The 21,419-nt window shown below is 68.0% G+C and carries 18 protein-coding genes and 1 pseudogene; 7 read left to right on the forward strand and 12 right to left on the reverse strand.

Translation table 11 applies throughout. The features are described from left to right. Positions 1 to 94 precede the first annotated feature (94 nt). The gene (locus tag AC1RJ9_RS07185; protein ID WP_492838931.1) at positions 95 to 2,584 is read right to left on the reverse strand and encodes an FtsK/SpoIIIE family DNA translocase; all 2,490 of its coding nucleotides are present in this window, start codon (positions 2,582 to 2,584) and stop codon (positions 95 to 97) included. Between the two features lie 139 nt (positions 2,585 to 2,723). After that, entirely contained in the window at positions 2,724 to 3,572 is an 849-nt protein-coding gene (locus tag AC1RJ9_RS07190; protein WP_492838929.1) for a glutamate racemase, read from the reverse strand. Between the two features lie 133 nt (positions 3,573 to 3,705). Here AC1RJ9_RS07190 and AC1RJ9_RS07195 point away from each other — a divergent pair, with 133 nt between their 5' ends. The 3 genes from AC1RJ9_RS07195 (at position 3,706) to AC1RJ9_RS07205 (ending at position 7,483) form a co-directional block, all read left to right on the forward strand. Beyond that, positions 3,706 to 5,847 (forward strand): M3 family metallopeptidase, encoded by a 2,142-nt coding sequence (locus AC1RJ9_RS07195; protein WP_492838927.1) that lies wholly within the window; start codon positions 3,706 to 3,708, stop codon positions 5,845 to 5,847. A 70-nt stretch (positions 5,848 to 5,917) separates the two neighbouring features. After that, positions 5,918 to 6,907 (forward strand): TraB/GumN family protein, encoded by a 990-nt coding sequence (locus tag AC1RJ9_RS07200; protein WP_492838925.1) that lies wholly within the window; start codon positions 5,918 to 5,920, stop codon positions 6,905 to 6,907. Between the two features lie 57 nt (positions 6,908 to 6,964). Beyond that, positions 6,965 to 7,483 (forward strand): SRPBCC family protein, encoded by a 519-nt coding sequence (locus AC1RJ9_RS07205; protein WP_492838923.1) that lies wholly within the window; start codon positions 6,965 to 6,967, stop codon positions 7,481 to 7,483. A 148-nt stretch (positions 7,484 to 7,631) separates the two neighbouring features. On the opposite strand, the gene creS is transcribed toward AC1RJ9_RS07205, so the two are convergent. Together creS and ahpD are read right to left on the reverse strand one after the other, a co-directional pair. Further along, positions 7,632 to 9,005, reverse strand: coding sequence for a crescentin (gene creS / locus AC1RJ9_RS07210; protein ID WP_492838921.1), 1,374 nt, complete (start codon positions 9,003 to 9,005; stop codon positions 7,632 to 7,634). 151 nt (positions 9,006 to 9,156) lie between these two features. Continuing rightward, a complete protein-coding gene (ahpD, locus tag AC1RJ9_RS07215) occupies positions 9,157 to 9,708 on the reverse strand; it encodes an alkylhydroperoxidase, AhpD family (protein WP_492838919.1) in 552 nt (183 codons plus the stop codon). A 231-nt stretch (positions 9,709 to 9,939) separates the two neighbouring features. Here ahpD and AC1RJ9_RS07220 point away from each other — a divergent pair, with 231 nt between their 5' ends. After that, positions 9,940 to 10,845, forward strand: coding sequence for a hydrogen peroxide-inducible genes activator (locus tag AC1RJ9_RS07220; RefSeq protein WP_492838917.1), 906 nt, complete (start codon positions 9,940 to 9,942; stop codon positions 10,843 to 10,845). A 97-nt stretch (positions 10,846 to 10,942) separates the two neighbouring features. Here AC1RJ9_RS07220 and AC1RJ9_RS07225 read toward each other — a convergent pair whose 3' ends face one another. Genes AC1RJ9_RS07225 through AC1RJ9_RS07245 form a run of 5 tightly spaced genes read right to left on the reverse strand, consistent with a single transcriptional unit; the run spans position 10,943 to position 14,627 of the window. Further along, entirely contained in the window at positions 10,943 to 11,713 is a 771-nt protein-coding gene (locus AC1RJ9_RS07225) for an ABC transporter ATP-binding protein (RefSeq protein WP_492838915.1), read from the reverse strand. Further along, a complete protein-coding gene (locus AC1RJ9_RS07230; protein WP_492838913.1) occupies positions 11,710 to 12,531 on the reverse strand; it encodes an MlaE family ABC transporter permease in 822 nt (273 codons plus the stop codon). The genes AC1RJ9_RS07225 and AC1RJ9_RS07230 overlap by 4 nt, the downstream gene beginning before the upstream one ends. Position 12,532: 1 nt before the next feature. Beyond that, entirely contained in the window at positions 12,533 to 13,048 is a 516-nt protein-coding gene (gene mlaD / locus AC1RJ9_RS07235) for an outer membrane lipid asymmetry maintenance protein MlaD (protein WP_492838911.1), read from the reverse strand. A 32-nt stretch (positions 13,049 to 13,080) separates the two neighbouring features. After that, positions 13,081 to 13,746 carry an MlaC/ttg2D family ABC transporter substrate-binding protein gene (locus AC1RJ9_RS07240; protein ID WP_492838910.1) on the reverse strand — a complete coding sequence of 222 codons (666 nt, stop codon included), beginning with the start codon at positions 13,744 to 13,746 and terminating at the stop codon, positions 13,081 to 13,083. Then, the gene (locus AC1RJ9_RS07245; RefSeq protein WP_492838908.1) at positions 13,743 to 14,627 is read right to left on the reverse strand and encodes an MlaA family lipoprotein; all 885 of its coding nucleotides are present in this window, start codon (positions 14,625 to 14,627) and stop codon (positions 13,743 to 13,745) included. Before AC1RJ9_RS07245 ends, AC1RJ9_RS07240 begins: the two co-directional genes overlap by 4 nt. Before the next feature lie 225 nt (positions 14,628 to 14,852). Here AC1RJ9_RS07245 and AC1RJ9_RS07250 point away from each other — a divergent pair, with 225 nt between their 5' ends. The 3 genes and pseudogenes from AC1RJ9_RS07250 to AC1RJ9_RS07260 form a co-directional block, all read left to right on the forward strand. Then, a complete protein-coding gene (locus tag AC1RJ9_RS07250; protein ID WP_492838906.1) occupies positions 14,853 to 15,443 on the forward strand; it encodes a PadR family transcriptional regulator in 591 nt (196 codons plus the stop codon). Positions 15,444 to 15,456: 13 nt separating this feature from the next. Beyond that, positions 15,457 to 15,792 (forward strand): DUF2218 domain-containing protein, encoded by a 336-nt coding sequence (locus tag AC1RJ9_RS07255; protein WP_492838904.1) that lies wholly within the window; start codon positions 15,457 to 15,459, stop codon positions 15,790 to 15,792. A gap of 14 nt (positions 15,793 to 15,806) precedes the next feature. Further along, positions 15,807 to 15,886, forward strand: a pseudogene (locus AC1RJ9_RS07260) (hypothetical protein); the annotation flags it as partial. A gap of 13 nt (positions 15,887 to 15,899) precedes the next feature. On the opposite strand, the gene AC1RJ9_RS07265 reads toward AC1RJ9_RS07260, so the two are convergent. The 3 genes from AC1RJ9_RS07265 to AC1RJ9_RS07275 form a co-directional block, all read right to left on the reverse strand. After that, entirely contained in the window at positions 15,900 to 16,985 is a 1,086-nt protein-coding gene (locus AC1RJ9_RS07265; protein WP_492838903.1) for a GNAT family N-acetyltransferase, read from the reverse strand. 99 nt (positions 16,986 to 17,084) lie between these two features. After that, the gene (locus AC1RJ9_RS07270) at positions 17,085 to 19,205 is read right to left on the reverse strand and encodes a prolyl oligopeptidase family serine peptidase (RefSeq protein ID WP_492839139.1); all 2,121 of its coding nucleotides are present in this window, start codon (positions 19,203 to 19,205) and stop codon (positions 17,085 to 17,087) included. A 24-nt stretch (positions 19,206 to 19,229) separates the two neighbouring features. Beyond that, positions 19,230 to 21,371 carry a prolyl oligopeptidase family serine peptidase gene (locus tag AC1RJ9_RS07275; RefSeq protein WP_492838902.1) on the reverse strand — a complete coding sequence of 714 codons (2,142 nt, stop codon included), beginning with the start codon at positions 21,369 to 21,371 and terminating at the stop codon, positions 19,230 to 19,232. Positions 21,372 to 21,419: the final 48 nt, after the last annotated feature.

Raw genomic sequence — 21,419 nt, forward strand, 5'->3', positions numbered from 1 at the left:
GTCAGATGTTGAAGCGCCCTCCGCCGAGGCTCGACGAAGGGCGCTCTGGGTTCGATCTGGACCCCGGCTTTCGCCGGGGAGAGCGGAGTAGAAATTACATGGGCGGTGGCGGCGGGGCCAGGATCTCGCGCTTGCCGGCGTGGTTGGCGGCGCCGACGACGCCTTCCTTCTCCATCCGCTCCATCAGCGAGGCGGCGCGGTTGTAGCCGATCTGCAGGCGGCGCTGGATGTAGCTGGTCGAGGCCTTGCGGTCGCGGGTGACCACGGCCACGGCGTGGTCGTAGAGGTCGTTGGAGCCGCCCTCGCCGGCGAACGCGCCCTCGATGGCCTCTTCCTGTTCCTCGTCGCCGCCGGCGGTGACCTCTTCCAGATATTGCGGAATGCCCTGGTCGCGCAGGAACTTGGCGACCTGCTCGACCTCGCCGTCCGAGACGAACGGACCATGCAGGCGGGTGATGCGGCCGCCGCCGGCCATGTAGAGCATGTCGCCCTGGCCCAGCAGCTGCTCGGCGCCCTGCTCGCCCAGGATGGTGCGGGCGTCGATCTTGCTGGTGACCTGGAAGCTGATCCGGGTCGGGAAGTTGGCCTTGATGGTGCCGGTGATGACGTCGACCGAGGGGCGCTGGGTGGCCATGATCAGGTGGATGCCGGCGGCGCGGGCCATCTGGGCCAGGCGCTGGACGGCGCCTTCGATGTCCTTGCCGGCCACCATCATCAGGTCGGCGACCTCGTCGATGACCACGACCAGATAGGGCATGGCCTCGGGACGGATCTGCTCGGTCTCGTAGATCGGCCGGCCAGCGTCGTCGAAGCCGGTCTGGACGGTGCGCTCGAAGTGCTCGCCCTTGTCCAGGGCCTCGTTGGCCTTCTCGTTGTAGCCGCCGATGTTGCGCACGCCGATCTTCGACATGCGGCGATAGCGGTCCTCCATCTCGCGGACGGTCCACTTCAGGGCGACGACGGCCTTCTTCGGATCGGTCACCACGGGCGCCAGCAGGTGCGGGATGCCGTCATAGACCGACAGTTCCAGCATCTTCGGGTCGATCATGATGAAGCGGCACTTGTCGGGCGGCAGCTTGTACAGGATCGACAGGATCATGGCGTTGACGCCGACCGACTTGCCCGAGCCGGTGGTGCCGGCGATCAGCAGGTGGGGCATCTTGGCCAGGTCGGCGATATAGGGTTCGCCGCCGATGGTCTCGCCCAGGGCCATGGGCAGGATCTGGCTGGCTTTCTCGTAGTCGGCGCTCGAGAGCAGGTCGCGCAGATAGACCGTCTCGCGCTTGGAGTTCGGCATCTCGATGCCGATGGCGTTGCGGCCTTGGGCCACGGCCACGCGGCACGAGATCACGCTCATCGAGCGGGCGATGTCGTCGGCCAGGGCCACGACGCGGGCGGTCTTGACGCCAGGCGCCGGCACCAGCTCGTACATGGTGACCACGGGGCCGGGACGGATCTGGTCGATCTGGCCCTTCACCCCGAACTCGGCGAGTACGCTTTCCAGCAGGCGGGCGTTCTGGCGCAGGGCGGCGGCGTCGACTTCTGACGAGCGTGGCTTGGACTTGGCCAGCATCGCCAGCTCCGGCAGTTGGAAGCCCGCCTCGTCGTCGAAATCGAAGGCCTTCTGCTGCTCGCGCGCCTCGCGACCCGATTCCTTGGGTACGGTCTTGGGTTTGGCGATCGCCATCGGGCGGGCGTCCAGCGAGTCCTCGAAGGCGTCCTCGTCGTCCTGCGGGGGCGGGGTGTAGGCGCGCTCCGTCGCGCGCTGCGACACCGGGGTCGGCGCAGCGGCGACCACGGCCTCGTCGTCATCGGCGTCGATCGGCGGCAGGCGGCCCGGCCGCTCGCGCTGGGGCGGGGCCTCGGCCTTTTCCCTCTTGGCGCGGGCCGGCTTGGGGGCCGGCTCGGGCATCGGTTCCGGCTCGGCGCGGACCCGCGGTTGCAGGGCGTTGCTGACGGCGCTGTGGATGGCGTCGGGATCAACCTCGCGCACGCCGATGGCGAAGCCCAGGGCGACGATGGCCGCGACGGCGAACAGGATGGCGGCGACGATCGTCGCGCCGGGAATGTGGGCGAAGCGCAGGACTCCGGCCACCATGTGCAGCAGGGCGTCGCCCCAGAAGCCGCCCAGGCCCTTCTCCAGCTGCCAGATCGCCGGCGGCGGCGGAGCCGCGAGGGTGGCGGAGAGCGCCAGCAGGCCCAGGGCGCCGACAAGGGCGCGCTGGCGCAGATCCTTGCGCTCGGCGTCCGGGTCGGCCTGGGCCACGCGGGTGACGCCGAAAACGAGCATGAACAGGGCCACGCCCCAGCCGGACAGTCCCAACGACTGCATCAACAGGTCGGCGATCGCCGCGCCGGGCGCGCCCAGGGCGTTGCGGGCCGGCTCACCGGTGGCGGCGTTCAGGCTGGGGTCGGTGGCGTTGTAAGTGGCGATGGCCAGCAGCAGGACGGCCCCGATCACGGTGATGATCCCGCCCCGGAACCGGGCGGTCCAGGGCTGGACCCAGCCGTAACGGATCGCATCCCAGAGGAGCTCCGTCGTGGATCGCCGCGCGGCTCGCGCCATGAAAGTCTCCGAACTCAACTTCGTCGTCTGACCCTCAGAATGGGTCGAACCGCGATGTTGTGCCCGAAGAGCGTTAAGAGGCGTTTACGGCGTTCGTCAGGACATGATTCACAACGTCGCGGATGCGCCAGGACGCAGGGCGTTATCCGGGCAATGTTCAGGCCGCCTCGAACGTCACCGGGCCACCCCAGAACCCCTGAACCAGGCCGTTCTGCGGTCCCGGCGTTCCGGTGGTCAGGAATACCCGCCCGCCCTTGGTTCCCGTGGCATAGTCCGGATGGCGCTGCAGATAGAGCTCCAGCGCGTCGGCCGTGGCTTCGGGCTGCTGGATCAGCGGCGTGCCGGCCGGCAGGGCGGCGCGGAACAGGTCGGCGATGATCTCGTAGTGGGTGCAGCCCAGCACCACGCGGTGCGGATAGCGGCCGATGCGGGTCTTCAGGGTCTCGACGTGACTCTCGACCGCCTTGGCCAGCTCGACCACCGAGGCGTCGCCCTCGATCAGGGGCACGAGCTCCGGGCAGGCCTCGGAGAACACCGCCAGGTCCTGTTTGCGCTTGTCGATCTCGATTTCGTAGACGCGCGAGCGGACCGTGGCCTGGGTGGCGAAAACGCCCAGGATGTCCAGCTGCTCGACCTTCTCGCCGCGCCGCTCGGCCTCGTGCTCCCACGGCAGGCCGGTGGCCTTCTCAATGGTCGGCACGATGATGCCCAGGATGTTGACCGGCCGGTCGATGTCCTTGCGGTAGCCCGGCAGCCAGGTCTGCTGCAGGCGGCGCAGGGCGATGGCCGAGGCGGTGTTGCAGGCCAGGACCACCAGGCTGGCGCCGCGGTCGAACAGGCGGATGCAGCCGGCCTTGGTCAGCTCGACGATGTCCTCGCCGGTGCGCACGCCATAGGGCGCGTGGGCCTGGTCGGCCAGATAGGTGAAGTCCGCCTGGGGCAGACGCTGCACGAGGGCGCGGTGGACCGTAAGGCCGCCCACGCCGGAGTCGAAGACGCCGATCATGGGCCAAGCTTTAGTCCCCAAAGCGGGCGCCGTCCACGGACGGGGCGCGGTTCCTGAAAGGTTACGCGCCTGTCATGTGACACGCCCCGGAACCTTGTTAGGGTCGCTTCCAAATCTTCACCGGAGACACTCCGTGCAACGTCGTACATTCCTGGCCTCGGCCGCCGCCACCGGCGCGGTCGTCGCCCTCAATCCGAGTTTGTCCATGGCCCAAGCCAATACGTCTTCGGGAAGCAATCCGATGACCCAGAAGTGGGTCGGCCCCTATGGCGGCGTGCCGGCCTTCGACAAGGTCAAGGTCGCCGACTTCAAGCCGGCCCTGGAAACGGCCATGGCCAAGAACCTGGCCGAGATCGACGCGATCACCGCCAACAAGGCCGCGCCGACTTTCGACAACACCATCGGCGCGCTGGAAGACGCCGGCCGGATGCTGAACGACGTCTCGACCTATTACGGCGTCTGGGGCTCGACCATGAGCACGCCGGAGTTCCAGAAGGTCGAGGAGGAGATGGATCCGAAGCTCTCGGCCCACGGCGACAAGGTCAACCAGAACGCCGCTCTCTTCGCCCGCATCGAGGCCGTCTACACGTCGCCGGACAAGGCCAAGCTGACGCCGGAACAGCAGCGCGTGCTGTGGATCTACTACACCAACTTCGTGCGCTCGGGCGCCAAGCTGTCGCCCGAAGCCAAGGCCCGCGTCGGCGCGATCAACACCGAGCTGGCCGGCCTCTACACCAAGTTCAGCCAGAACCTGCTGGCCGATGAAAGCACCTGGATCGAACTTTCCGACGCCGATCTCGCCGGCCTGCCCCAGGGCCTGAAGGACGCCGCCGCCTCGAACGCCGCCGCGCGCAAGCTCCCGGGCAAGTTCGTCGTCGTCAACACCCGCTCCAGCGTCGACCCGTTCCTGGCGGCTTCGCCGGTCCGCTCGGCTCGCGAGAAGGTCTGGCGCGCCTTCGTCAATCGCGGCGACAACGGCGGGGCGACCGACAACAACGCCATCATCAGCAAGATCCTGAAGCTGCGCGTCGAGCGCGCCAAGCTGCTGGGCTACAAGACCCACGCCCACTGGCGCCTCGAGAACGCCATGGCCAAGACGCCCGAGAACGCCATGGCGCTGATGGAGGCGGTGTGGACCCCGGCCATCGCCCAGGTCGCCATCGACGTGGCCGACATGCAGGCGATCATCGACAAGGAGGGGGGCGGTTTCAAATTGGAGCCGTGGGACTACCGCTTCTACGCCGAGAAGGTCCGCCTGGCGAAGTACGCCCTCGATATGAACGAGGTGAAGCCGTACCTGCAGCTGGACAAGCTGCGCGAGGGCATGTTCTGGGCCTCGGGCCAGCTCTACGGCTTCCAGTTCCAGAAGCTGGACGGCATCCCCGTCTATCACGAGGACATCACCGTCTATGAGGTGACCCGCGCCGGCAAGCATGTGGGCCTGTGGTACTTCGACCCCTATGCCCGCCCGGGCAAGCGCTCGGGCGCGTGGATGAACGCCTACCGCACCCAGGAGCGGTTCAAGGGCGAGATCACCACGATCGTCTCGAACAATTCCAACTTCATCAAGGGCAAGCCCGGCGAGCCGCTGCTGATCTCGTGGGACGACGCCGTCACCCTGTTCCACGAATTCGGCCACGCCCTGCACGGCCTGAACGCCAACGCTGCCTATCCGTCGGTGTCGGGCACCAACGTGGCGCGCGACTATGTCGAGTTCCCCAGCCAGCTGAACGAGCACTGGCTGCCGACGCCGCAGGTGCTGAACCAGTTCGCCCTGCACTACCAGACGGGCAAGCCGATTCCGCAGGCCCTGGTCGACAAGATCGAGGCCGCCGGCAAGTTCGGCGAGGGCTTCGGCACGACCGAGTACCTGTCCAGCGCCCTGATCGACATGAAGCTGCACCTGGCCGGCGACGTCGACATCGATCCGGACAAGTTCGAGCGCGAGGAGCTGGCCAAGCTGAACATGCCGCACGAGATCGTCATGCGTCACCGCACGCCGCAGTTCGGCCACGTGTTCTCGAGCGACGGCTATTCGGCCGGCTACTACAGCTACCTGTGGGCCGACACCCTGACCGCCGACGTCGCCGAGGCCTTCGAGCAGGCGCCCGGCGGCTTCTATGACAAGCCGACCGCCAAGCGCCTCTACGAGACGATCATGTCGAAGGGCAACGCGGTCGACCCTGTCGACCAGTTCCGCGCCTTCCGCGGCCGCGACGTCAAGATCGGGGCCCTGATGCGCAAGCGCGGCTTCCCGGTCCCGGCAGGGGCTTAGGCGCCTGACCCAAGCCCTTCTCCCGCCACGGGAGAAGGGCTAAATGGGCTGGGGGGCTGAAGGAGTATCTATGGCTGCGTCCAAGCTCGTACCTCTGGCCCTTTGCTTGGCCCTCGCCACCCCTGCCCTCGCCCAGACCGCGCCTTCTCCGCCCGTGGTCGACATCGGCCAGGCCCCGGCTCAGGACGAGAGCGCGGTGGTCGCCGAACTGACCGTGGTGGCCAAGCCCAAGGGGCCGGCGATCTGGTTGGTCGAGAAGGACGGGGCCAAGCTCTATATCCTCGGCTCGGCCGCGCCCCTGCCCCATCAGCTGAAATGGGAAAGCCCGCGCCTGAACAGGGCCTTGGACAAGGCCAGCCTGGTGCTGGTCCCGCCTCAGGCGGCGGTCGGCGTCACCCAGGCGGCGGGTTTCATCCTCAGCTTCGGCGGCGGGCTGCGCCAGCCGATGGGCAAGAACCTGGAAGACCAGTTGCCGCCCGACCTCAAGGCGCGCTTCGTGGAGTCCCGCAACCAGGCCCGCAAGGGAGCGGGCGAGTACAAGAACTGGAAGCCGGGCGTGGCCGGCTTCCTGCTGCTGTCGGATTTCCGCCAGGCGGCCGGCCTGTCCGAAGCCAAGCCGGTCAGCACGGTCGAGCGCATGGCCAAGGCCCGCAAGCTCAAGGTCAAGTCGGTCGGCCAGTACCGGATGAGCGCGGTGACCTCGATCGTCTCCAAGCTCTCGCCCGAGGACCAGCTCTACTGTCTGCGGGTGGCGCTGGACGAGATCGCCTATGACGGGGCCCATTCCACCACGATCGGCCAGGATTGGGCGCAGGGCGACCTCGGCTCGGTGCGCGCCCGCTACCGCGCCAGCGGCGCCCAGCGCTGCCTGCTGCGCGCGCCGGGGGGGCCAGCCCTGCTGGAGAAGGGTGTCGACCAGACGACGGACGCCATGACCGACGCGCTGAAGCGTCCCGGCGTCACGGTGGCGGTGGTCGATCTCGGCTTCCTGCTGCCGGCCAACGGCGTGCTGGACCGGCTGAAGGCTGGCGGCGCGACGGTGAGTTCGCCCGTCGAGTAGGGGATCGTTGACGCCTGCCCGCCCCTGCCCTCAACCTCGGGCGGGGAGGGACCTCACATGAAGACGATGATCGCCGCCGCCCTGGCGCTGCTGGCCGCCGGTTCGGCGCGGGCCGAGGTCGCGGACGCCCAGCCCAACGGATTCGAGGTCAGGCATCAGGTCGTGATCGCCGCGCCAGCCAGCGCCGTCTGGGCGACGCTGGTGCAGCCTGCGAAATGGTGGGCCTCGGCCCACACCTGGTCGGGCTCGGCCGCCAACCTGTCGCTGGGCGCGGCCTCGGGCGGCTGCTTCTGCGAGCGGCTGCCGAACGGCGGCTCGGCGCTGCACATGACCACGGTCAACGCCGCGCCTGGGACGAAGCTGGTGCTGGTCGGCGCGCTCGGTCCGCTGCAGAGCTCCGGCGCCAGCGGGGCCCTGACCTTCCTGCTCGCCGAGAAGGACGGCCAGACGACGGTGACCGTCACCTACGATGTCGGCGGCTATTTCAAGGGCGGGCTCGACAAGATCGCCGCGCCCGTCGACGGGGTGCTAGGCCAGCAGGTGGCCGGGCTGAAGGCGGCGGCGGAGGCGAAGTAGCCCGCCCTCCTCCGATCTCCCCGGCGAAAGCCGGGGCCTGGATCGCAGGGCTGTGAGGCGAACGCAGAAACGCCCGCGATCCTGTCTGGAACGCGGGCGCTTTCGCATCTGGGTCCCGGCTTTACGCCGGGGAGATCGGACGTCTGAGTTAGGCGCTTTCCGCCATGCCGTCGTCCGAGGCGCCCAGCAGGGCCATCTGCAGGCGCGATCGGTCGCGGCGGGCCGCTTCCAGGGCGCCTTCGGCCAGGGCGGCTTCCGAGGTGAGGCGCTCGATCGTGGCCTGGAGTTCGGCGACCTTGTCCTCGTGTTCGCGACGGAGCTGGTCCTGGGCTTCCTGCATGCCGTCGAGGCGGGTGCGCAGTTGCTGAGCCCGTTCCTCGGCGCGCTTCATCGCCTTTTCCTGGGCGACGGCGCTCTTGGCCAGCTGGTCGGCGCGCTCGATCGCCGTGGCGCGGGCGGTGTCGACACCGGCGTGGCGCTGACGCAGGCCTTCGGAATCCTCCTCCAGCGTGCGGATGCGTTCCAGGGCGCGTTCCAGGGCGACGTTGAGGTCGCCGGCGCGGCGCTCGACCGCCTTCTGGTGCGCGGAAGATTCGGCGAGACGAGCCGAGATCTGGCCGTTCATCTCTTCCAGCTTGTCGGCGCGACCGGTGGCGGTCTCCAGGCGGGTCTGCAGGGCCGAGATCTCGGCGCGGGCCGCCTCGACCTGGCTTTCCAGGTTACGGATGGTGCGGCCGCTGTCGGTCTGGTGGGCCGAAAGGGCGTTCTCGATCGCCTGCACGCGGGCGCGCTCGCCGGCCAGCTGGGCCTCGAGGTCGGTTTCGATGCGCGACAGACGGGCGACGTCCAGGCCGGCCTGGTCGACACGCTTCTTCAGGGTCGAGACTTCGTCGCCCAGCAGGGCGTTGTCCTGGTTGGCGCGGGCGAGCGCCGCCTCGGCGTCGCCGCGGCGGGTGTCGATGTCCTGGGCCTGAAGGCGCAGGCCCTCGACGTCCTGCACCAGGTGCTCGATGCGGGCGGTGGAGTCGCGCAGGCTGGCGTCGAGGCTGGAGACCTTCAGATCCGACTGCAGCAGGGCGTTGCGCAGGCGGTCGATTTCGAGGGCGTTGTCTTCCAGCGCCGCGTCCTGGGTCTGGCGGCGGGCGTCGGACTCTCCAAGAGCGGTTTCGGCGGCGGCCAGGCGGGCGCTGACCTCGCGTTCCTCGGCCTGGATCTGGGTGACCTGACGCTGGGCGTGCTCGTAGTTGGCGCGCAGGGCGATCAGCTCGGCGTGTTCGGCGCGGCGGGCTTCGAACTCCTGGGCGACCGGACCACGGATCTCGGCGATCAGCGGCTCGATGGCCTTCAGGTGCTCCATCACGCGGCCGATGCTGTCGAGACCGCCGTGAATGGTCTCGTAGCGCTGGCCGATCGCCTGGGTGGATTCGATCTGGTGCTGTACGGCCTCGACCCGGGCCTCTTCACCCAGAACGGCCGGTTTGCCGTTCTTGTTATCGCGAGGATTCTTCGACAGCAGTCTCATATCGCCCACCTTCACCCCGTGCGGCCCCAGCGCGACTTCAAAAGTCGCCTTGCGGACGCCGCGAATCTCTTACCCAGAGGTTAACAACTTAGTTTATTGGCAAGGTGAATGTCGAGGGGCGGACGCCGCGACCTGGCGTCGCGCATGGGCCTCAGAACCCCGAAAACTGGGGACGATCCACCGTTTCGACCGCCAGCACCCGGCCGACCGCGTGAACCACGGCGGCGATGCGCAGGGCGGCCTGGACCTGGACGGGCGCCACGCCGCGCTTCCGCAGTTCCGTCTCATGGCTTTCGAGGCAGGCGCCGCAACCGTTGATCGCCGACACGGCGAGGCACCAGAGTTCGTAGTCGACCGCCGCCACGCCGGAATGGGTCAGGCGGTTCATCCGCAGACGCGAGGCCAACGCACCGTATTCGGGCGCTTTCATCAGGTGAACGGCGCGAAAATAGACGTTGGTCATGGCCATCATCGCCGCGGCGGTCTTGGCCGCGGTGAAGGCCTCGGACGAGATGTTGGCCTCATGCGCGGCGATGGTGATCGCCTTCAGGGTCTCTGGCTCGCCGACCGCGCAGGCGCTGGCGACGAAGCAGCCCCAGCGCGCCTGGTCGCTCAGCACGGTCTCGCCGGCCAGGGCGCCCAGATTGGTCCCGATATCCTTGGCGTAGTCGGGCAGCTGGGCGCGTAGGGCCTCGATCGACATGGGGACGCTCCGTGAGATCTGGAGCGGGCTTAGCATCGCGGGAAAGGTTCGTCCCGGTCCGCGCCGCTGGGAGGGGGAGACGCGGGCGGACCGGGTTCAACGGGTTGGGGCCCGGCGTCGGTGGGGGGAGACACGCCGGAACTTCACCGCGAGACAGAGGTATGCGCTGACCGATCAGATAGCCAATCGATAGTTTTTGGCTTTCCGATAGATCACGCCTATATCTAGGCCATGCTTCTCCCGACCCTTCGCCAGCTGCAGTATCTGAAACTCCTCTCGGAGCACGGCTCGTTCAGCCGGGCCGCCGAGAGCGCCTATGTCACCCAGCCCACCCTGTCGGCCGGCATCCAGGAACTGGAAAAGATCCTGGGCGCGTCGGTGGTCGATCGCGCGCGCTCGGGCGTGATCCTGACCGCCGCCGGCCAGGAGGCGGTGCGGCGAGCCGAGGATATCCTCGCGCGGGCCGAGGACCTGGTGCAGGCCGCGCGCGGCGCCGGCCAGCCGTTGGCCGGTCGTTTCCGCCTGGGCGTGATCCCGACCGTGGCTCCGTACCTGCTGCCGCGCGCCCTGCCCGTCCTGCGCGACAGGTTCCCGAAGCTGAAGCTGTTCCTGCGTGAGGACCTGACTCAGCGGCTGATCGCGGCCCTGAAGAGCGGGGCGCTGGACGCGGCGCTGATCGCCCTGCCCTACGACATGTCCGGCCTGGACTGGGCTCATGTCGAGGACGACGAACTGCTGGCCGCCGCGCCCGCCAACCACCCGATGGCCGCCTCGACCCGGGTCGATCCCGACAGCCTGCGCGGCGACGACCTGATCCTGCTGGAAGATGGCCACTGCCTGCGCGACCATGCCCTGGCCGCCTGCGGCCTGGAGCCGCCGCGCGGCGTCGGCGACGACGAGACCTTCGCCGCCACCTCGCTGCCGACCCTGGTGCAGATGATCGGCTCGGGCCTGGGCGTCTCGTTCCTGCCGGCCATGGCGGTGCACGCGGGCCTGACCGACAAGACCGCGCTGACGATCCGTCCCCTGGCGACCGAGCATCCCAGTCGCGAGATCGTGGTGGCCTGGCGGGCAGGCTCCAGCCGTGGCGTCGAAGGGCGGCTGCTGGCCGAGACCCTGCGAGAAACCGAAGCTTAACGCGCCGCCGGCGTGGCGGCGCGCGACATCCTAGTGTGCTGGATTTGGAGTTCGTCGGAGCTTGCCACAAGCGCTTGCGAACTTCGGAATCGGGACACTAGACCGCGTGCGAGATCGGACCCTCGGCGCGGCCTTCGACGAACTGGCGGACATACGGATTGTCGGTTGTGCGCAGTTCGGCGGCCGGCCCGCGCCAGATGATCTTGCCGCCGTGCAGCATGGCGATTTCATCGCCGATGGTCTGGGCCGAGGCCAGGTCGTGAGTGATCGACACGGCGGTCGAACCCAGGCGCCGCACCTGGTGGGAGATCAGCTCGTTGATCGCCGCCGCCGTGATGGGGTCCAGGCCGGTGGTCGGTTCGTCGAAGAACAGGATCTCGGGTTGGGCGACGACGGCGCGGGCCAGACCCGCGCGCTTCTGCATGCCGCCCGACAGCTCGGACGGGAAGCGATCGGCGACGTCGGGAGACAGACGCACCTGCTCAAGGGCTTCGATCGCCCTTTCCCTGGCCTCCTTGCGCGGCGCGCCGTCGGCGTTGATCAGGCGGAAGGCGACGTTTTCCCAGACGGTCAGGCTGTCGAACAGGGCCGCGCCCTGGAACAGCACGCCGACGCGGGAGAACAGCTTGCGGCGGGCGCCCTCCGACAGGGTGACGGTGTTCTTGCCGTCCAGCTCGATCTTGCCGGCGTCGGGGCGCATCAGGCCGAGCGCGGTCTTGATCGTCACCGACTTGCCCTGGCCGGAGCCGCCGATGATGACCAGCGACCGGCCTGGCGCGACCGACAGGTCGAGTCCGTCGAGGACCGCGCGGCCCTCGAAGCGCTTGGTGACGCCCTTCCAGGCGAGTTTCGGGGTCACGTCGGTCATGAGGCGTGGGTGAAGAGGGTGGTCAGGAGGTAGTCGGAGCCGAAGATCAGGATCGCCGACGAGACCACCGCGTGGGTGGTGGCCCGGCCGACGCCCCGCGCACCGCCCTTGGCGTTGTAGCCGTGGTAGCAGCCCATCAGCGCCACGATGAACCCGAACACCGCGGCCTTGATCAGGCCCGAGACGATGTCCCAGCTCTGCAGGAAGTCGATGGTGTTGCGGATGTAGACGGCCGAGCTGAAGTCCAGCACCCGCGTGGCGACCAGCCAGCCGCCGGCGACGCCGATGGTGTCGGCCACCGCGGTCAGCAGCGGCGTCATCAGGACGCCGGCCAGCAGGCGCGGGCCGACCAGATAGCGGAACGGGTCGGTCGACAGGGTGCGCATGGCGTCGATCTGCTCGGTCGCCCGCATGGCGCCGATCTCGGCGGCGATGGCGGCCGAGACCCGGCCGGCAAGCATCAGCGCCGCCAGAACCGGGCCCAGCTCGCGGGTGATCCCCAGGGCCACGATCTGCGGCATTACCTGCTCGGCGTTGAAGCGCCCGCCGCCGGTGAAGATGTTCAGGGCCAGGGCCGCGCCGGTGAAGATGGCGGTCAGGCCCACCACCGGCAGCGAGAAGAAGCCGATGGCCACGAACTGGCGCCACAGCTGGCCGAGGAACCAGGGCGGGGTCAGGGCGGCGGCGACGCCGCGCACGGCGAAGACGCCGACCGACCCGACCATGCGCACGGCGGCCAGTGTCGAGCGACCCAGAGCCCGGACGGGGTTGGCAAGAGAACGAGGGGCGACCTGCCGGGTCGCCTCGGCCGCGGCCATGTCAGTAGCTCGCGGCGGGCTGCGAGGCGTCCGGCGCGGGTGCGTCCGACGAGGCCGCCGCATCCGAACCGCCCTGCGGACGGATCACCGAGCCGATCAGGCCGAAGATGTCCACGGCGCCTTGCGTGTTCTCGATCTGGCCGCCCGGCTTGATGTCGTCCATGGCCGCGCCCGGCGCGATCGAGACGTGCGCGCCGCCCAGCAGGCTGTCGCTGGTGATCTTGGCGGTCGAGTCCGACGGCAGCTTGACGGTCGGGTCGATGCTCAGCTTGGCCACGGCCAAGAAGGTCTTCGGCTCCAGCGTGATCTGCGAGACCGTGCCGACCTTGACGCCGGCCACGCTCACCGCCGCGCCCGGGGCCAGCGAACCGGCCTCGCCGAACTTGGCGTTGATCTCATAGTTTCCGCGCTTCATGTGGACGCCGCCCACGCTCAGCGAATAGGTCAGGAACCCCGCCGCCAGGGCGAGGACGACGACGCCCATGGCTGTCTCGGCCCATTGTTCGCGCAATGCCAAATCCCCTTGGTCCTTAACGTGTCGTCCCGTCGCTACTTGCGACGGCCAGAAGGCGCCGAGCCGCCCTTCTGGAGTTGATTGATCAGCACGTCGATGTTGCCGCCGGCGTTGTCGATCGTCGAGACGAAGTCCTGCTGCTGGGTGATGGCCAGCCAGATCCCCTTGAACTGGACATCGACGACCTTCCAGGTCTGGCCGCCGCCCAGCACGCGCCAGGAGACCGGCAGGGGCTGAGTGATCTGGCCGCCCGAGATCACGGTCTTGACCGTCACGTCGCCCGGCTTGTTGACCACCGAGCCGACCACCTTCAGCTGCTCGCCGCGATAGTCGTCGATGCGGCTCTGATAGACGTTCTCGGCATAGGTGCGGAACACCGGCGTGAAGCGCGCGCGCTGCTCAGGCGTGATGGTGCGGGCGTACTTGCCCAGAACGAAGTTGGTGATGCGCGGCACGTCGGCCAACTCGTCCACCGCCTGGTGGAAGACCTGGGTCTTCTGGGCGTCGCTCATGCTCTTGTTGGCCAGAACGGTGATCACGCGCTGGGCCTTGGCCTGGACGAAGGCCTCGGCGCCGGCGTCGCGCGCGCTGTTCTGGGCCAGGGCCGGGCCGCCGATCGCGACGGCCCCGAAGAACGCCAAAAGCGCGGCGTTGGCGCCGCGCCGGGTGGAGGGGGTGTTGGTCATGGTCTTACCGGTCATGGTTTGGGCGTCGCGGGTGAAGCGTCCTGAGGCGGAGCTTCCGGGGGCGGCGCGTCGAAGTCGGGCAGCACCTCGGCGTCGCCCGTGGCGTCGCGGACGAAGGCCTCGCGATACTGGGTGTAGGCCGAACGGGTGGTGACATAGGGGTCGGCGGCGTCCTTCAAGGCCTGGAACGCCGGGTCGGTGTTCGAGCGCAGATCGACGATGGTCGCGCCCGTACGGGCCTTGCCGAAGTCGGTGGAGAGGCCGCCGACATACAGCGAGACGGGGTCGGTGACGAAGTCGAGCGCGCGGCCGACGCCGTCGCGGACATTCAGCGGACCCATCAGCGGCACATAGAGATAGGCCCCGGGCTTGGCGCCCCATTTGCCGAAGGTCTGGCCGAAGTCGGAGTCGCGACGCGGCAGGTTCATCTTGGCGGCGACGTCGAACAGGCCCAGGACGCCGAAGGTTGAATTGACCACGAAGCGGGTGGTCGAGCGCATGGCGCGCTTGGGCTTTCCTTGCAACACCATGTTCATGACGGTGTTCGGCTCGCCCAGATTATAGACGGCCGAGCTGACCCGGTTGCGGACCACGCGGGGCGTGACCGCCATGTAGCCGTGGGCGATCGGCGCCAGGATCACGTGATCCAGGCCCATGCCCAGCTTGAAGGCGCCCCGATTGAAGCCTTCCAGCGGATCGTTGGCCGCCTCGACGTTCGCGGTGGTTCCGACCGACTGGCCCTTAACGCCCTGTTCCCGAGCGAGGGCCGGCGAGAACGTCGCCAGGCTGGCGGCCGCGGCAAGCCCCATGGCGGCGATACGCCGACCGGTCGCCCTGCGGCGGAGGCCGTTATCCTGGTCGTTCAAGCCCGTGCTCCTGCGTCTACACGCCGGCATGTATTCACGCCGCAATCCGTATCAAGACTGATTACGTTGTATTTCGGCCACGTTGGGTCGGCCTTGCTTCAAATCGCCCTGACTTGAAGCGGCGGGCCACGAAAAGGGCGGCGCCGCGCCGCCGGGTTCTCCGATACAATCAGATATATCGAAAATAGCTCTTGACCTAGTCGCAATCCGATATATCTATAAATCCGATATAACGAAACAGGATCTAAAAACACAATGTTTGGACGACATCACCATCACCGCGGTCACTGGCGCGGCCACGCCGACGAGCATCACGGCCGTCATCCCTTCGGCTTCCACGGCGGTCCCGCCGGTCATCATGGCGGCCCGCGCGGTCGCGGCGGCCGTATGGGCCGGTTCTTCGATCATGGCGACCTGCGCTTCGTGGTTCTCAAGCTGATCGCCGAGAAGCCCAGTCATGGCTACGAGCTGATCAAGGCCATCGAGACCGCGGCCGGCGGCGCCTATACGCCCAGCCCCGGCGTGGTCTATCCGACCCTGACCCTGCTGGAAGAGTTGGGCTACGTCACCGCCAGCGACGCCGGCGGCGGCAAGAAGCTCTACACGATCACGCCGGAAGGCGAGGCGTTCCTGGCCAGCAACGACGCCCCCGTCCGCTCGCTGTTCGAGCGCATGGCCGAGGCCGCGTCCGCCAGCGCCGCCTTCTCGCCGCAGATCATGCGGGCTCGCGAGAACCTCAAGACCGCGCTGCGGCTCAAGCTGCACGGCGGCCAGCTGAGCGCCGAGCAGATCGCGGCCATCGCCAAGGCGATGGACGACGCCGCGGCGGTCATCGAGACCATCTAGGGGACGAACGGCGATGGAAAGCCACGCTCGCGTCGCCACCGACAAGGCGGCCCGCTACATGACCCAGCTGGCCAAGCACTGGGCCCACAGGTTCGAGGTCGCCTATGACGAGACCTCGGCCCTGTTCCCGCTGCCGTTGGGAACCTGCCGGATGGTTGCTCATCCCGATGGCCTCGACATCACCGTCGAGGCCGCCGACCTCGAAGGCCTGGCCCGGCTTGAGGACGTGGTGGCCAAGCACCTGGACCGCTTCGCCTTCCGCGAGGGCGAGCTGAAATACGGTTGGACCCGAGCCTGGGCGGCCGGTTCGGTTGATCCGCGGGCCATGCGGATCAACGCTGTCCACTAAGCGCGTGATCCTAGCCCTTCGACAAGCTCAGGGTGAGGATCAGAATAAAGGCCTGTCGATAGAGAACCTCATCCTGAGCTTGTCGAAGGACGAGGTTCGCGGACCCGCTAGTGCAGGCCGCGCAGCAGGTCGATGCGGCGCATGGCCTTGCCGGGGATTTCGGAGATCCGGCCCAGCGGCAGGGATTCGGCGACGCTGCGCATGCCGTAGGCGGCGTGGCGGACCAGGGTCGGCAGCGAGGGCGAGCCCAGGAAGCCGAACACCACCGTCTGACGGGCGTTGGACAGCTCACGCTTGAACCGGTAGTCGCCGGTGCCGAGGTCCAGACGCGAATAGTCCGTGCCGTCCATGCTCTTCAGGATGTCCTGAAACAGCAGCATGCCGGGCGAATAGCGCTCGAGCTCTGGATTATGGGCGATCAGCCAGCCGTGGAGCGTGTGCTCACCGCGCAGGTGCAGGTGCACGGCGGCCAGCTGGTCTCCCAGATGCAGGGTGTAGAGCCCGCCGCCGAAGTGGGGGGCGCGGTTCTGGAACAGCGCCTCGACGAGGTCATTGACCCAGGGCGTCTTGAAGAGGTCGGTCTGGCCGGTGGCCAGCAGTTGGGCCCGCTTCCAGGCGATCAGCTGGTCGAAGTCGCCGCGGCTTTCCGACATGGCCGTGTAGCGCGAGGGCCCGACCTCGCGCTCGGCCTTGCGGCGCTTTTTGTCGATGTCCTTGAGCACGCCGACATTGGCGGCCTTGCGCTCGCCGGCGTAGGCCTCGTAGCCGTCTGGCAGTTCGATGATCCAGGAGTCCGCCTGGCCACGCCCGTGGCGGGCCAGGGTCTCGTCGTCGGCCAGCATGTGACAGAAGTCGATGCGCGAGGCGTGCAGAGCCGCCAGCAGGTCGCGCGGATTGACCGCGACGCCCGGGGCCGAAACCAGGGCCTGATAGTCGCACATCGGAGCGCCGGCCGGCATGGCCACGCCCTGGCGGATGCGGGCTGGAAGGAAGGCCAGGGCCTCGCCCTCGGCGCCGCGCACGATCGCGACCTTGACGGCCTCGCCCTTGTCGCCCTGGGCGCGGGCGACCGCTACGGCCCAGTGCGGCGACAGGAACGGCGAGTCCAGCCGCGCCTGGCTACGCTGCAGCTCCATCCACCGCGCGATATCGGCGGGGGAAAGGTCAAGGGCTTTGACGACTTGGATGGGCACTGTGACGGGTCCGACAGCTTTGTCGAAGCGCATCTTGGCGTCGATAACTTTCGTTTGGGTTGACGGCGCGGCGTTATCCGAAACGCCGCGCCGTTTTGCTCAATCCATCAGCTTGCGGCTGAGATAGACATATTCCAGAGCCTGGCGACGGGCGGTTTCGGCCAGGTTGGCGCTGGCCGCGTGCCCGCCGTCGATGTTCTCGTAATAGAGCACCGGATAGCCCAGTTCCTCCAGCTTGGCCGCCGCCTTGCGGGCGTGGGCCGGGTGGACGCGATCGTCCTTGGTCGAGGTCTCGATGAACACCTCGGGGTACTTCTGGCCGGCCTTGAGGTTGGAGTAGGGGTCATACTTGGCGATCACCGCCCGCTCGGACGGGATGGCCGGGTCGCCATATTCGCCCACCCACGAGGCGCCCGCCCCGATCTGGCTGTAACGGATCATGTCGAACAGCGGCACCTGAACGACGATGGCGTTGTAGAGCTCGGGCCGCTGGGTCAGGGCCACGCCCATCAGCAGGCCGCCGTTGCTGCCGCCCATGATGCCCAGGCGGCGCGGCGAGGTGATCTTCCGCGTGATCAGGTCCTGGGAGACGGCGAAGAAGTCGTCATAGACCTTCTGGCGGTTGGCCTTCAGGCCCGCCTCGTGCCAGGCCGGGCCGAACTCGCCGCCGCCGCGGATGTTGGCGACGACATATGTGCCGCCGCGCTCCAGCCAAAGCTTGCCCATCACGCCCGAATAGCCTGGGGTCAGCGGCACCTGGAAGCCGCCATAGGCGTAGAGCAGGGTGGGGGCCTGGCCGTCGTACTTGACGCCCTTGGGCCGCACGACGAAGTAGGGGATCTTGGCGCCGTCGGTGCTGGTCGCCTCGAACTGCTCGACCACGTGGGTCGAAGCGTCGAAACGGGCCGGCGAGGCCTTGACCTGCTCCAGCTTCAGCGAGCCGGCGTCGGCCAGCCAGTAGGTGGTCGGGGCCAGATAGCCGGTGACGGTGACGAACAGGCGCTCATCCGTCTCGGCGGTCGAGCCCAGGCCGATGGCGCTGTTGGCCGGCAGGCCCAGGGCCTGCGACGTCCAGCCCTTCGGGCCGTGGGTCAGCACCAGCGCCGCGCCCTTGACGTTGTCCAGCAGGCCGACAATCAGCTTGGTGCGGGTGGTGGTCACCTGCTCGACCGACTGACGGGCGGTCGGGCGCAGGACCAGGGTTGCCACCGCTTTGTCCGGCGCTGCCTTCAGCCTGGCCAGGTCGAAGCTGACCAGATCGCCGGTCTTGAAGCCCTTCCAGTCCTGCTCCATCAGCACGATCATCTGACCGGCGACATAGCCCTGGACCGAGCTCTTCAGCGGCAAATCGAGCTTCACGGGCTTGTCGCCCTCGAGCAGATAGGTTTCGGCCTCGAAGAAGGTCACGCCTCTGCCGGCCATCACCGCCACGGCCTTGCCGTCGGCGTCGCGCAGCACGAACGGATTGACCGAGACGTCGGTCTCCGCCCCTCGGAACACCTCGACCGCCTGGTCCAGGCTCTGGCCGCGCTTCACGGTTTTCAGGACATAGGCGTAGCCGGACTTGGTCAGCTCGCCGGGTTTCCACTCGCGGCCGACCAGCAGGGTGTCCTTGTCGAGCCAGGTGTAGTTCTGCTTGCCCTCGGGCAGGGTGAACCCACCCGGGACGAAGCTCTTGGTCGCCGTGTCGAATTCGCGGACCGTCACGGCGTCCTTGCCGCCATCCGACAGGGTCACGAGGCAGCGCGTGTCCTCGGGCGGCAGGCACGAGGCCCCCTTGAACACCCAGTTGGCGTTCTCGGCCTTGGACAGGGCGTCGATGTCGAGGATCGTCTCCCAGGCCGGCGTCTCGGTGCGATAGCTCTCCAGCGTGGTCTGGCGCCAGACGCCGCGCACATGGTCGGCGTCCTGCCAGAAGTTGCGCAGGGAGCCGTCGCCGGCGAACGAAACGCCGGGCACGCGGTCCTTGGCGTTCAGGATCGCCAGGGCCTTGGCCTCCAGGTCCGCATAGCGCTTGTCGCCCTGCAGCACCGGCAGCGTCCTGGCGTTCTGGGCCTTGGCCCAGTCCATGGCGCGAGTCCCTTCGATCTCCTCCATCCAGAGATAGGGATCGTTCTTGCCCAGCTCGGTCAGCGGGGTTCGGGCTTCTTCGGCGGCCTTGGGCTTGTCGGTTTCGGCGGCGATCGCGGGGGTTATGGTCATCAAACTCGTGGAGGCCATGAGAACGGTCAGCAGCTTACCCACTTAGTGATCCATCAGCTGGCGCGACAGGTAGGTGTAGTGCAGCGCCCAGCGGCGGGCGTTGTTCTTGGGGTCGGCGCCATTGGCGTGCCCGCCGTCGGTGTTCTCGAAATAGAGGTGGTCGACCCCCAGATCGTCCATCCTGGCGGCGAACTTACGGGCGTGGCCCGGATGGACGCGGTCGTCCTTGGTCGAGGTGGTGATGTAGGCCAGCGGGTATTTCACGCCCGCCTTCAGGTTCTGGTACGGGCTGTACTTCTCGATCCAGGCGCGCTCGGCGGGGATGGCCGGGTCGCCATACTCGCCGATCCACGAGGCCCCGGCCGGCAGGTAGGTGTAGCGGATCATGTCCAGCAGCGGGCTCTCGACCACCACCGCGTTCCACAGGTCCGGACGTTCGGTCAGGGCGACGCCCATCAGCAGGCCGCCGTTCGAGCGGCCATAGGCGCCCAGGTGGCGCGGCGTGGTCGCCTTGGCGGCGATCAGCGTCTCAGCGACCGCGAAATAGTCGTCATAGGCCCGCTGGCGGTTGGCCTTCAGCGCCGCCTCGTGCCAGGCCGGTCCGAACTCGCCGCCGCCCCGGATATTGGCCACGGCGTAGGCGCCGCCGCGTTCCAGCCACAGCTTGCCGATCAGGGGGTCGTAGACGGGCAGCTTGGAGAGGTTGAAGCCGCCATAGGCGTGCAGCAGGGTGGGGTTCTGGCCGTCCAGCTTCCAGCCCTTCTTGTGGACCAGGAAGTAGGGGATGGCCGTGCCGTCCTTCGAGGTCGCCGATTTCTGCTCGACCACCAGGTCCTTGGTCTCGAACTGGGCGGGCAGGGCCTTGATCGTCTGGGCGGTGGTCCCGGTGGCGTCGGCCAGCTTCAGCTCGGTCGGCGTCAGGAAGCCCTCGTTGGTGTAAAAGACGTCGTCGCCTTCGTCGGAATGCGAGACCAGGGCCACCGAGGCGTTGTCGATCACCGGCAGGGGCTGGGAGGTGACGCCGAATTCGCCGCGCAACCGCAAGCTGACCAGACTGCCGCGCACATTGTCGTAGACCACGGCGACGACGCGGTTGTCGGTGACGGTGAGTTGGTCGATCGACTGGCGCGGACCCGGGGCCAGGAGCTGGCAGGGATCACAGTCATTGCTGATGACCAGCGTGTTATCGGTCGACGGAACCAGGACCTTCAGCGACACGGCGACGATCGAGCCGGCCGGATAGGTCCGGGGCGTGTTGGCCACCGTGACGGTCCAGGGCTCCTCGGTCTTGACGATCAGCTTGCCGGCCAGAAGGCCACGCACGCTCAGCTTCTGCGGCAAGGGCAGGGGAACAACCTTGGCGCCGTCCCACAGATAGGTCTCGTCGTGGAAGAAGTCGGTGGCGCGCGAGATCAGCACGACCCGATTTCCAGCCGCGTCGCGCAGCACGTTCGGCCGCGCGGAGACGTCGGCCGCCTGGCCGCGATAGACCTCGACCGCCTGGTCCAGGGCCTGGCCGCGCTTCAGGGTCTTGATGACGAAGCCGTAGCCGCTCTTCGTGGTCGTGCCTTCACCCCAGTCGCGGGTCAGGATCAGGGTGTCGGGGTCCAGCCACTCGATCGACTGCTTGCTCTCGGGCAGCACGAAGCCGCCCGCGCCGGGGTCGACGAAGCTCTTGGTGGTCAGGTCGAACTCGCGGACCGTGACCGCGTCCTTGCCGCCGTTCGACAGGTTCACCAGGCAGCGGTCGTGGGTCTTTGGACGGCAGTCGGCGCCTTTCCAGATCCAGTTCTTGCCCTCGGCCTTGGCCAGGGCGTCCAGGTCGATGACCGTTTCCCACTGCGGGGCGGCGGTCTTGTAGGACTCCAGGCTTGTGCGCCTCCAGACGCCGCGCACATGGGTCTCGTCCTGCCAGAAGTTGAACACCGTCTTGCCGATGAAGGTCGGCATGGCGATCCGGTCCTTGGTCGACAGGATCTTCAGCGCCTGGTTCTGCAGGCCCGCATAGCGCGGGTCGCCCGACAGGACCGGCAAGGTCTTGTCGTTCTGGGTCTTCACCCAGGCCAGGGAGTCGGGGCTTTCCACCGCCTCCAGCGCCAGGTGCGGATCGGCGTCCTGGGCGAGGGCGGGAGCGGCGAGGGCGAAGGCCAGGGCGATCGCCGAGCAGGTGCGGAGCAGGGTCATGGCGCGGGACGGTATCGGAAAATTTCCCCCGCGCCAGAGCTAGGCCGA

The sequence above is a fragment of the Caulobacter sp. GW822-FHT07D08 genome (genome assembly GCF_058798735.1).

What these genes read in the sequence shown, in the direction of transcription:
- creS (WP_492838921.1), bottom strand. Translation starts at nt 9,005, where the DNA reads ATGAGACTGCTGTCGAAGAATCCTCGCGATAACAAGAACGGCAAACCG.
- AC1RJ9_RS07200 (WP_492838925.1), top strand. Translation starts at nt 5,918, where the DNA reads ATGGCTGCGTCCAAGCTCGTACCTCTGGCCCTTTGCTTGGCCCTCGCC.
- AC1RJ9_RS07225 (WP_492838915.1), bottom strand. Translation starts at nt 11,713, where the DNA reads ATGACCGACGTGACCCCGAAACTCGCCTGGAAGGGCGTCACCAAGCGC.
- AC1RJ9_RS07255 (WP_492838904.1), top strand. Translation starts at nt 15,457, where the DNA reads ATGGAAAGCCACGCTCGCGTCGCCACCGACAAGGCGGCCCGCTACATG.
- AC1RJ9_RS07275 (WP_492838902.1), bottom strand. Translation starts at nt 21,371, where the DNA reads ATGACCCTGCTCCGCACCTGCTCGGCGATCGCCCTGGCCTTCGCCCTC.
- AC1RJ9_RS07270 (WP_492839139.1), bottom strand. Translation starts at nt 19,205, where the DNA reads ATGGCCTCCACGAGTTTGATGACCATAACCCCCGCGATCGCCGCCGAA.
- AC1RJ9_RS07220 (WP_492838917.1), top strand. Translation starts at nt 9,940, where the DNA reads ATGCTTCTCCCGACCCTTCGCCAGCTGCAGTATCTGAAACTCCTCTCG.
- AC1RJ9_RS07240 (WP_492838910.1), bottom strand. Translation starts at nt 13,746, where the DNA reads ATGACCGGTAAGACCATGACCAACACCCCCTCCACCCGGCGCGGCGCC.
- AC1RJ9_RS07250 (WP_492838906.1), top strand. Translation starts at nt 14,853, where the DNA reads ATGTTTGGACGACATCACCATCACCGCGGTCACTGGCGCGGCCACGCC.
- AC1RJ9_RS07190 (WP_492838929.1), bottom strand. Translation starts at nt 3,572, where the DNA reads ATGATCGGCGTCTTCGACTCCGGCGTGGGCGGCCTTACGGTCCACCGC.
- AC1RJ9_RS07245 (WP_492838908.1), bottom strand. Translation starts at nt 14,627, where the DNA reads ATGCCGGCGTGTAGACGCAGGAGCACGGGCTTGAACGACCAGGATAAC.
- ahpD (WP_492838919.1), bottom strand. Translation starts at nt 9,708, where the DNA reads ATGTCGATCGAGGCCCTACGCGCCCAGCTGCCCGACTACGCCAAGGAT.
- AC1RJ9_RS07230 (WP_492838913.1), bottom strand. Translation starts at nt 12,531, where the DNA reads ATGGCCGCGGCCGAGGCGACCCGGCAGGTCGCCCCTCGTTCTCTTGCC.
- AC1RJ9_RS07205 (WP_492838923.1), top strand. Translation starts at nt 6,965, where the DNA reads ATGAAGACGATGATCGCCGCCGCCCTGGCGCTGCTGGCCGCCGGTTCG.